This window comes from Sinorhizobium sp. 22678 (genome assembly GCF_052044265.1).
Classification (GTDB): Bacteria; Pseudomonadota; Alphaproteobacteria; order Rhizobiales; family Rhizobiaceae; genus Sinorhizobium; species Sinorhizobium meliloti_A.
Map to the genome: position 1 here is coordinate 337,921 of NZ_JBQEMS010000003.1, position 13,103 is coordinate 351,023.

The 13,103-nt window shown below is 62.8% G+C and carries 10 protein-coding genes; 7 read left to right on the plus strand and 3 right to left on the minus strand.

Going from position 1 to position 13,103, the window contains the following annotated elements; genetic code table 11:
* Positions 1 to 6 precede the first annotated feature (6 nt).
* The 3 genes from ACTJKL_RS07115 to ACTJKL_RS07125 all read right to left on the minus strand — a co-directional run bounded on the left by ACTJKL_RS07115 (position 7) and on the right by ACTJKL_RS07125 (position 3,423).
* Entirely contained in the window at positions 7 to 1,200 is a 1,194-nt protein-coding gene (locus ACTJKL_RS07115; protein WP_440852540.1) for an MFS transporter, read from the minus strand.
* 308 nt (positions 1,201 to 1,508) lie between these two features.
* Entirely contained in the window at positions 1,509 to 2,438 is a 930-nt protein-coding gene (locus tag ACTJKL_RS07120) for a substrate-binding domain-containing protein (RefSeq protein ID WP_275599579.1), read from the minus strand.
* 127 nt (positions 2,439 to 2,565) lie between these two features.
* Entirely contained in the window at positions 2,566 to 3,423 is an 858-nt protein-coding gene (locus tag ACTJKL_RS07125; RefSeq protein ID WP_440852541.1) for an SDR family oxidoreductase, read from the minus strand.
* Positions 3,424 to 3,618: 195 nt separating this feature from the next.
* On the opposite strand from ACTJKL_RS07125, the gene ACTJKL_RS07130 reads away from it, so the two are divergent.
* The 7 genes from ACTJKL_RS07130 (at position 3,619) to ACTJKL_RS07160 (ending at position 13,076) form a co-directional block, all read left to right on the plus strand.
* Positions 3,619 to 3,861 (plus strand): hypothetical protein, encoded by a 243-nt coding sequence (locus ACTJKL_RS07130; RefSeq protein WP_440852542.1) that lies wholly within the window; start codon positions 3,619 to 3,621, stop codon positions 3,859 to 3,861.
* Positions 3,862 to 3,916: 55 nt separating this feature from the next.
* On the plus strand, positions 3,917 to 4,108 hold the full coding sequence (locus ACTJKL_RS07135) for a hypothetical protein (protein ID WP_003532118.1): 192 nt from the start codon (positions 3,917 to 3,919) through the stop codon (positions 4,106 to 4,108).
* Positions 4,109 to 4,217: 109 nt separating this feature from the next.
* Positions 4,218 to 5,234 (plus strand): SDR family oxidoreductase, encoded by a 1,017-nt coding sequence (locus ACTJKL_RS07140; RefSeq protein ID WP_440852543.1) that lies wholly within the window; start codon positions 4,218 to 4,220, stop codon positions 5,232 to 5,234.
* A 99-nt stretch (positions 5,235 to 5,333) separates the two neighbouring features.
* Complete coding sequence (locus ACTJKL_RS07145) at positions 5,334 to 6,998, plus strand: sensor histidine kinase (protein ID WP_440852544.1); 1,665 nt, start codon at positions 5,334 to 5,336, stop codon at positions 6,996 to 6,998.
* Positions 6,998 to 7,633, plus strand: a complete 636-nt coding sequence (locus ACTJKL_RS07150; RefSeq protein ID WP_440852545.1) for a response regulator — start codon at positions 6,998 to 7,000, stop codon at positions 7,631 to 7,633. The genes ACTJKL_RS07145 and ACTJKL_RS07150 overlap by 1 nt, the downstream gene beginning before the upstream one ends.
* 947 nt (positions 7,634 to 8,580) lie before the next feature.
* A complete protein-coding gene (locus ACTJKL_RS07155; RefSeq protein WP_440852546.1) occupies positions 8,581 to 11,799 on the plus strand; it encodes a beta strand repeat-containing protein in 3,219 nt (1,072 codons plus the stop codon).
* Between the two features lie 107 nt (positions 11,800 to 11,906).
* Complete coding sequence (locus ACTJKL_RS07160; protein WP_440852547.1) at positions 11,907 to 13,076, plus strand: zinc-dependent alcohol dehydrogenase; 1,170 nt, start codon at positions 11,907 to 11,909, stop codon at positions 13,074 to 13,076.
* Positions 13,077 to 13,103: the final 27 nt, after the last annotated feature.

Genomic DNA, 13,103 nt, shown 5'->3' on the forward strand with positions numbered 1-13,103 from the left:
GCAATCTCAGCCGCTGACGGTGGCGGGCTCGCCGCACACCGTTTCGCGGCGGTCGAGAACGCCGCTCCAAAGCGTGAGCAGGAGCGCGCCCGAAACGAGAATGGCACCGACCCATGGCGTGGCAGCGAGGCCGAGCGGAGAGGCGACCACCAAGCCGCCGAGCCACGCGCCGAGCGCGATACCCAGATTGAAGGCGGCGATGTTCAGCGCCGAGGCGACGTCGACGGCACCGGGCCGGTGCCCCTTGGCAAGCTGAACGACGTAGAGCTGCAGACCCGGTACGTTTGCGAAGGACAGGAAGCCGAGCGCGGCGAGCGTCACGAGCGTCAGCACCGGCGAGATGGCGGTGAACGAGAAGATCACCAGCACCAGCGCCTGGAGCAGGAAGAGCCCGACGAGCGCCTTGACCGGATTGGTGTTGGCGATCCGCCCGCCGGCGATGTTGCCGATGGCAATGGCGACGCCGTAGAGCACGAGGATCAGGCTGACGCTCCGTTCGGAAAAGCCGGTGACCTCTTGCAGGATCGGCGCCAGGAAGGTGAAGGCGACGAAGGTGCCGCCATAGCCGAGCGCGGTCATGGCGAAGACGATGAGCAGACGGCCGGAACCGAGAACCCGCACTTGATCGAGAAGGCTCGCCGGCGCGGCTTTGGTGAGCGTGCCCGGAAGGAGGGCGGCGATGCCGGCAAAGGCGACGACACCGAGCGCCGCAACGCCCCAGAACGTCGCCCGCCACCCGAAGATTTGGCCGATATAGGTGCCGATGGGGACGCCGGTGACGATCGCGACCGTCAATCCCATGAACATCATGGCTATCGCGGAAGCGCGGCGGTTCTCCGGTACGAGATCGGCGGCGATCGTCGAGCCGACCGAGAAGAAGACGCCGTGGGCGAAGGCCGAAAGCACCCGTGCGACGAGCAGCACTTCATAGTTCGGTGAGAGCGCCGCGGCCGTGTTCCCGGCAATGAAGAGCGCCATCAGCCCGAGAAGCAGCGGCTTGCGTTCGATCCGCCCGGTCAGCGCCGTCAGGACCGGCGCGCCGAAGGTGACGCCGAGCGCGTAGACGCTGACGATGAGGCCGGCAAGCGGCAGCGTAATTGCGAGGTCGGTGGCGACCGTCGGCAGCAGACCGACGATCACGAATTCGGTGGTTCCGATCGCATAGGCCGCGATCGTCAATGCGAAGATGGCCAAAGGCATGGCAAATCCTTTCCGCCCGCAATTCGCGGTCGCGAAGCGGGACTCGAAGACGTTGGCGATGGTTGACGTTTCGCAGTGCAATATGCTGCAGCCGACCGACAGCGAGAAGCACCTCGCCAGTCGCAATGCCTGTGAATGAAATTCACGAATGGTTGCCGGTTTTCCCCGAAGCGACTCTCGTCGCTGTCAAAGGATGCGACGAGGCCGGGCGAAACAGTCGTCCGACCTGCCGGCCGCTTTCCCTGCAGGCGGTGCGAGGGGAAAGCGGCCGGCGGACGAGGACTGGATAAGGTCCCGGGAACCAGGGCCTACTGGTTGGCCGTGGCGTAGTCCTGCATGTTCTGCGGCGTCACCAGTTCGAAGGGAACCCAGATCTGCCGTTCGGTCTTCTGGCCGCGCGAAAGGGCGACGGCGGCGTCCATGGCGGCAGCCCCTTGGGCGATCGCATTCTGAAAGACGGTGACGTCCAGATCGCCGGCAGCCATGGCGGCCAGGCCGTCCGGCGTTGCGTCGATGCCCCCTACGACGACCTTGGACATGTCGACGCCCGCCGCCTTCATGGCCTGGATAGCGCCGATGGCCATCTCGTCGTTATTGGCGATCACGGCGTCGAATTCCCGTCCGGTCGAAAGCCAGTTGGTCATGATGTTGGCGGCTTCGAGACGATCCCAATTGGCGCTCTGCTCCTCGATGACGCTCATGCCCTTGCACTCGTCCGTGGCGATCACGTCATGGATGTCTTTCGTTCGGACGAGCGAGGAGTGATTGTTGAGCGGTCCCATGAGGACATAGGCCGCGCCCTTGCCACCGAGCAGCCGGCACACTTCCTTCGTTTCCAGGGTGCCGGAATCGACCTCGTTGGAGCCGACGAAGGCAGCCGTTTCGGGTAGCTTGTCGACATCGGCCGGCGGGTGGTTCGCGTAGACGATCGGGATGCCCGCATCGCTCGCCATCTTCGTCAGCGCCGGTGTGCTGTCCCCGTCGACGGCGATGACGATGATTGCGTCGACGCCGGAGGAGACGAAGTTCTGCACCTGATCGAGCTGCCGGCTCGGATCGTTCTGCGCATCCTCGACCTGGACGGTGATGCCGTCGAGCTTGGCGGCCTGGTTCTGCATGCCGTCGCGCAGGATGGTCAGGAATGCGCTGTCGGAGCGGGCGATGGTGATGCCGATGTTTTCGGCGTTGGCCGCGCTGGCGAAGAGAGCCAGTGCGGCAGCGGACAATATGCGTTTCATGAGAAGTACCTCCCTCGGGCGACTGTGAAGCCGGGAGGAAATGGAATACGAATTCTGAAGAAAATCAAGATGAAATGTACATTTCATTCGGGTGCGATCGACGAGCCGTTCGCCGACCGCCGGCCTCTCAGAGGAACGGCTTGCCGCCGGTCACGGCGATCGTCGCACCGGACACGTAGCTCGACATGGGGTCTGCGAGCATGACATAGGCCGAGGCGAGCTCCACGGGCTGCCCCGGCCGCGTCATCGGCACCTGCTTGCCGAAATTCGTGACCGTATCCTCGGGCATGGTGGAGGGAATAAGCGGCGTCCAGATCGGTCCCGGAGCCACGACATTCACCCTTATCCCCCGCTCGGCCAGCATCTGAGCGAGACCGGCACTGAAATTGTGAATCGCGCCCTTGGTGGTCGCATAGGCAAGCAGGATCGGATTGGGAGCATCGGCATTGATGGAGGCGGTGTTGATGATGGCGCTGCCCTTCTTCATGTGCGGCACCGCTGCCTTGGTCAGGTAGAACATCGCGTGCATGTTGACGCGGAATGTCAGCTCCCATTCCTCATCGCTGATGTCTTCGATGTTCTTGAAGGTCGCCTGATGGGCCGCATTGTTGACGAGGATGTCGATGCCGCCGAGCTCCCGAACGGCCGTTTCGACAATCCTGCGGCAATGGTCGGACGACTGAATGTCGCCGGCGGCAAGCACGGCCTTGCGGCCTGCTTCCTCCACCAGAGCCTTGGTGGCCATCGCGTCGTCATGCTCGCTCAGATAGCTGATGAGAACGTCCGCTCCCTCGCGCGCATAGGCGACCGCCACGGCCCTGCCGATGCCGCTGTCCCCGCCGGTGATGATGGCTCTCTTGTCCTTCAGGCGTCCGGAACCCTGGTAGGAGTTTTCCCCGTGATCGGGCAGCGGCTGCATCCGATCGGTGGTGCCGGGCATTTCCTGGGTTTGGCGGGGAAAGGGAGGGTGCGGAAATTTTTCCATGGTCACGAACTCCTTCGCAAGGCTCCTTCTGGAATGGCGATCGGCATCGCTGCGCTGCCTCCGGCGAGTACGCGGCCCTAACTCGGGCAGACTGGCTTTGTTCCGGGCCATGGCGGCCTTGAGAAGACCGCCGATGGAACTTCGCCTACGGCTTCACGTTGCCCTCCTGACCCAATGAAACAGCAGGAGAGTAAGATGGAGAGAGCCAAGCGCCCATCCGCGGCCCCCCTTGATGTGAAGACCGTGCAACCGCCTGTCGAGAATGACAGCGACCTGCGCCCGGAGGCCGACAAACCCCCGATGGAACCGGACGAGATCCCGAACGCCAAGGCCGCGCGGGAGGCGGCGCGTTTGAAGAGGGATGAATACATCGTCAAGTCCGACCTGGAGGATGCCGACCAGCGCAATCCCCTGCCCGACATGAAAGACCAGGAATGAGTGCGTTCCGGATGCACAGTGTTCGGTTCGCCTTGCAGCTTGATGGAGAATGACGATGAAAACGCCAAAGGAAGGTGCGCCCGGCACTACCGAGCAGTCGCCGCGGTGGGAAGGACCGAAGGAGACGCGCCCGAGAGGATATCTCCCCGCCAAGGATGATCCGGAACGCGATCGGGACGCCGTCGGCGAGAACCTGAAGGATCCGCATCGCGGCAAGGTTTCGGACGCCGGCAAGACGAAGCGTTGAAGGGCCGGCGCTGCCGGAACATCTTCGCTCCCTCGCGGTTCCACAGGCGGCGGGGGCATGCTCGTAATGTGGTTGCGGCCGGCGTGCGGACGGCAGATGGAGGAGCGATATGTTGAATTCTCTCGAAGATGCAGTGGTCGTCATCACCGGGGCGTCGTCGGGGGTTGGACAGGCCACCGCCGAGGCCTTTGCCCGGCGTGGGTCGAAGCTGGTGCTTGCGGCGCGCGATGCGGCCGCGCTTCACGAGGTCGCCAGAACCTGCCGTAAACTCGGAGCGGAGGTTCTCGTGGCCCCCACCGACGTGACGGACGCCGATGCGGTCAAGGACCTGGCCAGGAAGGCGATCAGCTTCGGCAAGATAGACGTCTGGTTCAGCAATGTCGGCGTCGGCGCCGTCGGCCGCTTCGAGGAAACGCCGATCGAAGCGCATGAACAGGTCATCCGCATCAACCTGATCGGCCATCTAAACGACGCGCACGCGGCGATCCCGATCTTCCGCAAACAGGGGCATGGTATTTTCATCAATATGATCTCGCTCGGCGGCTTCGCCTCTGCACCCTTTGCCGCGGCCTACAGCGCCAGCAAATTCGGCCTGAGGGGCTTTTCGGAAGCTCTGCGGGCGGAGCTTGCGGACGAGCGCGACATTCACATCTGCGACGTCTATCCGACCTTCATGGACACACCCGGGGTCCGGCACGGCGCCAATTACACCGGTCGCAGGCTGAGCGTTCCTCCGCCGGTCTACAATGCGCGCCGCGCTGCCCGGGCGATCGTGCGCCTGGCGGAGCGCCCCCGCAATTCGCTGACCGTCGGCCTCGTCGCCGACCTGACGCGGTTCGCGCATTTCGTCGCGCCGAACATGACCCCGCGGCTCATGGCGAAGCTGACATCGCGTTATCTGAGCCGCGCGCCGCGCGTGGCGAGGAGCCATGGCAATCTGTTCAGGGCACCGGCCGAGCCAGGGGGCATCGACGGCGGGCTGCGCTCCTCCCGCCGCGTCCCGGTCGCAACGACGGCCGCTGTCTGCGTGCTGGGCATTGCCGTCGCCGCGCTTGTCCTCGGCAAGCCGCGCGCGACGGTCGGCCGAAGCCGCTCCGGCGTCGCGCGTCTCTTCAGGCGCGCTTAGGCGGCACAGGATCGTTGACTTTCGCGCCATTCGCAGTGAAGATCGCGACATACTAATATAAATTTTCACTTCCGCGATCGCGCGAAGGCAGAGTTGCGCATGGCGATCACGCAGCCGACCCGGAATGACGCGCCTGTGCGCGCTCACCGCCCAGCTAAGGAATTTGCGGGGGGCGCGCGCGAGTGGCTGTTGCGCACGGATCCGGAACGCCTGATCTGCCTCGGTCGCGTGATCACGGCCGCTTTCGCAATTCTGGCGATCTATCTCGATCCCACTCGGCCGAACTCGCTTCTATACGAGTCTCGCGTCGTTCTTTGCCTCTACCTTCTCCTCGCAACTGCGCTGGTGATGTTTCCGCTGCGGTACTCGTTCGTCAGTCCGGTGCACCTCTTGATCCATGGTATCGACGCGGCGGTCGTCGGCTGGCTGACGTTCCTGACGAACGAACTGGTGAGCCCGTTCTTTTCGATTCTTCCGTTCGTCATCCTGGCGATGACGATGCGCTGGGGTTTGAAGGGTGCAGCGCTCGGAGCACTGATCGCCCTTCTCGTCCAGCTCGTGGTCGGCCTTCCCGACCTTCTCGACGGCGACGCGGAACTCAACGTCTTCATCATGCGGTCCACCTATTTCGTGCTCATCGCGGCGACGCTCGGCTATTTCGGAGCCTATCGCGAACGAAGCCGGCAGCGCCTGGCGCAACTCGCGCAGTGGCCGCCGGGCGCAATCGGCGAGGACCGGGTGTCCTGGCTGAGTATCCTGTTGGAACATGCTTCCGGCGTTCTCGGCGATGCGCATCTGCTCGTCATCTGGCGTGAGCAGGAATTCGAATCGGGATGCGTCGCACACTGGGCTAACGGCATGCTCCAATTGGCCGATCTCAGGGACACCGACTTCTGGCGTCGTCACGATCCCGATCACTACGACGGACGCGATCGCAAGAGCGGCGAGGCGCTGAATGGCCTCTTCGCCGATCTGCCCCAGATCCGCGCAAACACCGACCAATCGGACCGCAAGGTATTTTCCGCCGCCTTCTCCAGTGTTCGATATCGCGGCTGCGTTTTCGTGGTCAGCTTCGCCAACGCCGCCGACGACACGAAAGATCTGTCTCAGATCATCGCCACCCGCGTCGGGACGGAGCTCGAGCGTGTCGCTCTTATCCAGGCCGCCCGTTCCGAGGGGCGCATGCGCCTTGCCCGCGATCTGCATGACAGCGTGCTTCAGAACCTCACTGCGGCGCGTCTCAAACTGAAACTGATCGGAGAAGGAATCCCGGATGGCGCAAAGACGCAGCTGACGGAGGTGGGCTCGCTCATCCTCGAACAGCAGCAATGTGTCCGCAAATTCGTGGATGAGAACCGACCGGGAGAGGAAGGTAATCTCGCCAGGCTCGAGCAGGAACTTCCGGAATTTCTCGACCTCTTGAGAACGCAGTGGAATTGCGCAATCGACGTGTCACACGGACCCGCGCCGCTCGTGGTGCCCAAATGGATGCTTTACGAGATAATGCAGTTGATCTCCGAAGCCGCGAGCAATGCGGTGCGCCACGGACGAGCGACGCTGTTGCGGATAGCTTTTGTCAGGAGCGCGGAGCTCCTGAACCTTGAGATCACCGATAACGGCACGGGAATATCGGGTGAACTCGAGATGAAGCCCCTCTCGCTGTCGCAGCGGGTGGCGGAGCTTGGCGGAAAGCTGGCGGTCTGCCGGAACTCTCCTGGCCTCGGGCTCAAGATCGCGCTACCGCTGAAGCTGGAGGTCAGGTGATGCATTCGGTGCTGCTCGTCGACGATCACCCGTTGCTCCTGCGAGGATTGCAGGACATCATCGCCGCAGCGCCGGACTTCGACGTCGTCGGCGCAACGGCAAGCGGCGTCGAAGCGATTTCGCTCATATCCCGCCTCCAGCCGGACATTGCCGTCCTCGACGTGGCCATGCCCGGCATGGGCGGATTGGAAATCCTGAGGGCGATCCGCGGCACGCGGCGTCTGCCGAGGGTGATCTTCCTGACTGCGACGATCAGCGGCCCGCAGGTCGCGGAAGCGCTGAAGATGGGGCTCTCCGGTCTTCTCCTGAAGGAATATGCGCCCGAAGCGCTGCTGGACTGCATGCGGCAAGTCGCCATGGGCGGGAAGTGGCTGCCGGCCGATTTGATGGCAAAAACGTCTCAAGTAAGCGACGACGCGACGCTGGAGAGGTTCAGTCTGCTTACGCCGCGCGAACGCGAAATCGCAGCGCTGATCTGCGGCGGTCTCTCCAACCGCATGATCGCCGCGAGACTCGGAACCTCCGAAGGTACGGTGGGCATCCACCTGCACAACATCTTCCGCAAATTGGACATCAGCAATCGCGCCACCCTTGCCGCGCTTCATGTGCAGTACACCAATCCCTTGAGATCTTGAGCCGCTCGAAGTCGAAAAAAACGGAGGCATTTGAGCCTCCGAGCTGGCATGGAGCTTGTTACGCGTCGGTGTAGATCAACCGCCGCTATCCTGTTTTCCTTTGTCGCCCTTCTTGTGGCCGATGTCGCGGCTGTCTGCAAAGGCCTTGTCGGAAGACCCGTCGAATACAGTGATCGATATAAGCGGGAGCAACATCAGGAAGGATACTCCCAGCGCGCATACGGAAACAATTCTCCTACGTGTAAGCATAGGTAGCCCCTTTCCTATAAAAGGTGATATTTTTCCGAGGTTTTTTGTCGTGTCGTCCGTGAGTGTCCAGACGCCACTGAACGCATAGTCACACCAAATCATTGATTCCGAAATATAGTGAAACTTATATGCTTCGTTTTCCGGGCCTACGCCCTGCTGCAGAGATCCCGATCCGCGGCCGCTTTCTAAAGCTGCAGCCACACCTAGAGTGGGATAAGGAAAAGTGTTTGCGGTCGTCCCCCGGTAGCCCGCGTCTCAGCCTGTCGGAGTCCGTCACGTTCATAATTTTCGGTAGGCTCAACCTTAATCACAGAGATCCAGGGGCCCTGTCCATGCTCCCGGTTCCCCCTGCACTATATGGTTCTTTATATTCCCAACCGCAGCCGGCGGTGCAATTATCCCGTACTATTGTCTTGCCTAGAAGGCGGCATGCCCAGAAAAGGAGCCGTGGAAATCACAGTGTTCACGGTCGAGGCCCCAAGTTCAGCACGTAATCGATATTGATCTAGACGGGTAAGACGGGCGACGAGCCGCACATATTTCTCAGCCCGCGCCGGTACCAAATGAATGATCGCGCGAGCCGCTTGCACTCAGGGGACGCGCAACATCACCAATGCCCGGCTTTTACGTCAGCAATTCTCCAAGCGTCGGGCGCAATATCCAGGCCCCCGACTGGAGATTTTTAGGGAGGAATTCCCATGGCAGTCATTAACGGCACAGCCGGAAACAATGTCCTCATCGGCACTGATCTAGACGACGTGATCAGCGGGTTCGGCGGTGACGATTTCATTCAGGGACTTGGAGGCGCCGACGTGATCAACGGCGGCGCGGGCGTCGACACGGTCGACTATAGCGAAAAGACGACTTCAGTCGAAGTCACCCTGACCGGTGCGACCGCCGCGACGGTCTTCGTCAATGGCGTGGCCGAGGACACTCTCAGCAACATCGAGAACGTTTACGGGGGCTCCGGCAACGACACTATTACGGGCGACGCCCAAAACAACCTGTTCCGAGGCGGCGGCGGAAACGACGTCCTCGACGGAGGCGCTGGGAACGATACGGCCGACTATACCGATAAGACCCAGTCCGTCGTTGTCACTCTGATGGGGGCGACACCCGCCACCGTCTTCGTGAACGGCCTCGCCGAGGACACGATCAGCAACTTCGAAAACGTCTATGGCGGCTCGGGCAACGACGTGCTGACCGGTGACGACCGAAGCAATATCCTGCGCGGCGAAGCAGGCGACGACATTCTCAACGGCGGTGCCGACGACGACTCGCTGTCCGGCGGCGCCGGCAACGACACGGCCGACGGTGGCACCGGGATCGATACCTTCGATCTCCGCGAAAAGACCTCTTCAGTCGTCGTACAGCTCAGCGGCGCGAACGCGGCTACGGTCTTCGTCGGTGGCGTCGCCGAGGACACGATCCGCAATGTGGAGAACATCGTCGGCGGGACGGCGGACGACACGCTCATCGGCGATGCGGCGGCAAACAAGCTCTCGGGTGCGCGCGGCAACGACTGGCTCAAGGGAGGAGGCGGCGCAGACACCCTTGACGGCGGCGAAGACAGCGACACCGCCGACTACAGCGACAAGGCGGCGGCGATCGCCGTGTCGCTGAATGGCGGCAACCCTGTTACTGTAACGGTTGGCGGCGTCGCCGAGGATCTGATCGCGAAGATCGAGAACATCGTCGGCGGCTCGGGTGCCGACACGATCATCGGCGATGCAGCCGCCAATACGTTTCGCGGAGGCCTCGGTGCCGACGTGCTGGACGGCGGAGCCGGCAGCGACACCGCAGACTTCAGCGATAAGACTCAATCCGTCGTGCTGGCCCTCAATGGGGCGACCGATGCCATTGCAACGGTCGGCGGGACGGCCGAGGATACGGTTCGCAACATCGAGAACATCAACGGCGGATCCGGCAACGACCAGCTTACCGGTGACGCCGCCGCGAATACGTTCCGCGGCGGCCTAGGCGCCGACCTTCTGGACGGAGGTGCCGGCAGCGACACGGCCGACTACAGTGACAAGACGGCGTCGCTCGTCGTGACACTGGCCGGATCGAACCCGGCGACTGTCTTCGTCGGCGGCGTCGCGGAGGATACTCTGCGCAACATCGAGAACGTCATCGGCGGCTCGGGCAATGACGTGTTCGCAGGCGACGCGTTCCAAAACGTCTTCGACGGCGGGGCGGGCAACGACACGGTCGACTATTCGGCTTCAGCCAAGGGGATCGCGGTGACGCTCAACGGCGCTAACGACGCGAAGGTGATCGTTGGCAACGCTGCGGAGGACACGCTGCGCAACATCGAGAATGTCACGGGCAGCGCCGTCGCGGACGTGCTGACCGGCGACTCACAGGCCAACGTCCTCCTGGGCGGCGGCGGCGGCGACATTCTCAAGGGCGGTGGTGGACAGGATACGATCGACGGCGGCGCGGGGTCCGATACGGCCGACTTCAGCGACAAGACGGTAGGTGTCGTCCTGACGCTGGCGGGCGCAGCCGATGCTATTGCGACGGTCGGCGGCGTTGCCGAGGATACGATTCGCAATATCGAGAACATCTTCAGCGGTGCCGGTGCCGACGTGCTGACGGGCGACGCCGGCAACAATACGATACGTGGTGGTGCGGGCGCCGACAGTCTGGACGGCGGCGGCGGGGCAGATACGGCCGATTACCGGGACAAGACGCAATCGGTCGTCGTGACCCTTGACGGCGCCAACCCTGTGACCGTCAAGGTGGGCGGCGTTATCGAAGATACGATCCGCAACTTCGAGAACATCGCCGGCGGCTCGGCCGCGGATACGCTCACCGGAGACAGTCTGGCCAATGTCCTTATCGGCAATGACGGCGCCGATACGCTGAAAGGGGGCCTTGGCAACGACGTGCTGGACGGAGGCAACGGTATCGACACGGCGGATTATCTCGAGAAGACCGACGCGATCACTGTTACGCTGAACGGCGCGACGAACGCGACCGTCCTCGTCGGCGGAGTCGCCGAAGACATTATCCGCGGTGTGGAGAATGTTCTCTCGGGTTCCGGTGACGACACGCTTGTCGGCGACGCCGCAAGCAATATCTTTCGGGGAGCTCTCGGCGCCGATTTCATAGACGGCGGCGCGGGCGTGGATACTGCGGATTACCGGGAGAAGACGGCGTCGGTCGACGTGACTCTCTTCGGCGCCAGCGATAGCTTCGTCTTCGTCGGCGGCGTCGCGGAAGACACCATTCGCAATATCGAGAATGTGTTCGGCGGCAAGGGCAACGATACGCTCGCGGGCGATGGCTTCGCCAACACCCTCAACGGCAATGACGGCAAGGACCTCCTCACGGGCGGAGGCGGAGCGGATATTCTCGACGGCGGGGCGGCTTCCGATACCGCGAGCTACCGTGACAAGAGCGCATCCGTCTCCGTCGCACTCGACGGCGCCAGCTATACGACCGTCACGGTCGGGGGCGTGGCCGAGGACACGATCCGCAACATCGAGAACATCTGGGGCGGGACCGGCAATGACAGCCTGAGCGGCGACGCGAACGCGAACCTTCTTTCGGGCGGCGGCGGAAGCGACACCCTCTTCGGTGGCGCGGGTGCGGACATTTTCCAGTTCGACTTCGCTCTCGGCGCTGGGAATGTCGACACGGTCGTGGATTTCACCGCCGGAGACAGGCTCTTCCTGTCGAAGAGTGTCTTCACCACGCTGAGTGGCGGGACGCTGGCGGCGACGCAGTTCTACGCGGCGGCCGGTGCAACCGATGCGCAGAACGTGAACCAGAAAATCATCTACGACACGACGAGCGGTGCGCTCTACTACGACGCCGACGGCAGCCTTTCCGGTCATACGGCCGTGCAGTTCGCCGTGCTTTCGACGCAGCCGGGCCTGACGGCGGGCGATTTCGTGCTCGTCGTGTGATCTGCCCGGCTCCAGGGAACACCCGCCCAGGCTCCGTGTTTGGAAGAATGTGAAAGGACGAGCAGCGCCCGTCATTTCTTTTTCTTTCAGCGAAAAGGAGCTCCGACGTGAAAGCCCTGACATGGCACGGCAAAGGCGATATCCGGTGCGAGAGCGTGCCCGATCCGAAGATCGAGGATGACCGCGACGTCGTCATCAAGGTCACCGCTTGTGCGATTTGCGGATCGGACGTTCATATTTTCCACGGCCTCATTCCATCCATGGAGAATGGCGACATCCTCGGCCATGAAACCATGGGCGAGGTCGTGGAGGTCGGCAAGGGCGCGACCGGCCTGCAGGTCGGCGACCGGGTGGTCGTTCCGTTCACCATCGCCTGCGGCGAGTGCTTCTTCTGCCGGAAGGGCTTCTATTCCGCCTGCGAGCGAACCAATCCCGACCGGGAAAAGGCGGTGAAGCTCTGGGGCAATTCACCCGCGGGCCTCTTTGGCTACTCCCATCTCCTCGGTGGCTATAGCGGCGGACAGGCGGAGTATCTGCGCGTGCCGCACGCCGATGTCGGGCCCATCAAGGTTCCCGACGAACTCACGGACGAGCAGGCGCTCTTCCTCTCCGATATTTTCCCCACCGGGTACATGGCGGCGGAGTTCTGCAACATCGAACCCGGGCAGACGATTGCGATCTGGGGCTGCGGCCCAGTCGGGCAGATGGCGATCCGGTCAGCCTTTCTGCTCGGCGCCGAACGGGTTATCGCCATCGATACGATCGCGGAGCGCCTGAGGCTTGCGGAGTCCGCCGGCGCCATGACCCTCGACTACATGGCGGAGGATATCTATGACCGGATCATGGAGATCACCCGTGGCCGGGGCGCAGATGCCTGCATCGACGCCGTGGGAACGGAGGCCGACAGCCGGGCAAGCCTGGGTTCGCTTGTCGACCGCGTGAAGGTGGCGACCTTCATGGGAACGGACCGGCCGCATGTATTGCGGCAGGCGATCCATTGCTGCAGGAATTTCGGCACGGTTTCTGTCGTCGGCGTTTATGGCGGCTCCCTCGACAAGGTACCGCTCGGTTCGGCGATCAACCGCGGCCTGACGCTTCGGATGGCCCAGACCCCCGTTCAGCGTTATTTGCCTTTGCTCCTGGACCGCATCCGGAAGGGCGATATCGATCCGTCCTTCGTGGTGACCCACCGCGGCGGGCTCGACGACGGCCCCGAACTCTACAAGACCTTCGCGGAAAGAAAGGACGGCTGCATCAAGGTCGTCCTGAGGCCGTGACAGGACTCCTTTGAAGCTGCGCGCTTC

Excerpts from the sequence above, each read along its gene's own strand:
- ACTJKL_RS07125 (WP_440852541.1), bottom strand. The coding sequence starts at position 3,423 with ATGGAAAAATTTCCGCACCCTCCCTTTCCCCGCCAAACCCAGGAAATG.
- ACTJKL_RS07130 (WP_440852542.1), top strand. The coding sequence starts at position 3,619 with ATGGAGAGAGCCAAGCGCCCATCCGCGGCCCCCCTTGATGTGAAGACC.
- ACTJKL_RS07155 (WP_440852546.1), top strand. The coding sequence starts at position 8,581 with ATGGCAGTCATTAACGGCACAGCCGGAAACAATGTCCTCATCGGCACT.
- ACTJKL_RS07145 (WP_440852544.1), top strand. The coding sequence starts at position 5,334 with ATGGCGATCACGCAGCCGACCCGGAATGACGCGCCTGTGCGCGCTCAC.
- ACTJKL_RS07120 (WP_275599579.1), bottom strand. The coding sequence starts at position 2,438 with ATGAAACGCATATTGTCCGCTGCCGCACTGGCTCTCTTCGCCAGCGCG.
- ACTJKL_RS07150 (WP_440852545.1), top strand. The coding sequence starts at position 6,998 with ATGCATTCGGTGCTGCTCGTCGACGATCACCCGTTGCTCCTGCGAGGA.
- ACTJKL_RS07140 (WP_440852543.1), top strand. The coding sequence starts at position 4,218 with ATGTTGAATTCTCTCGAAGATGCAGTGGTCGTCATCACCGGGGCGTCG.
- ACTJKL_RS07135 (WP_003532118.1), top strand. The coding sequence starts at position 3,917 with ATGAAAACGCCAAAGGAAGGTGCGCCCGGCACTACCGAGCAGTCGCCG.
- ACTJKL_RS07115 (WP_440852540.1), bottom strand. The coding sequence starts at position 1,200 with ATGCCTTTGGCCATCTTCGCATTGACGATCGCGGCCTATGCGATCGGA.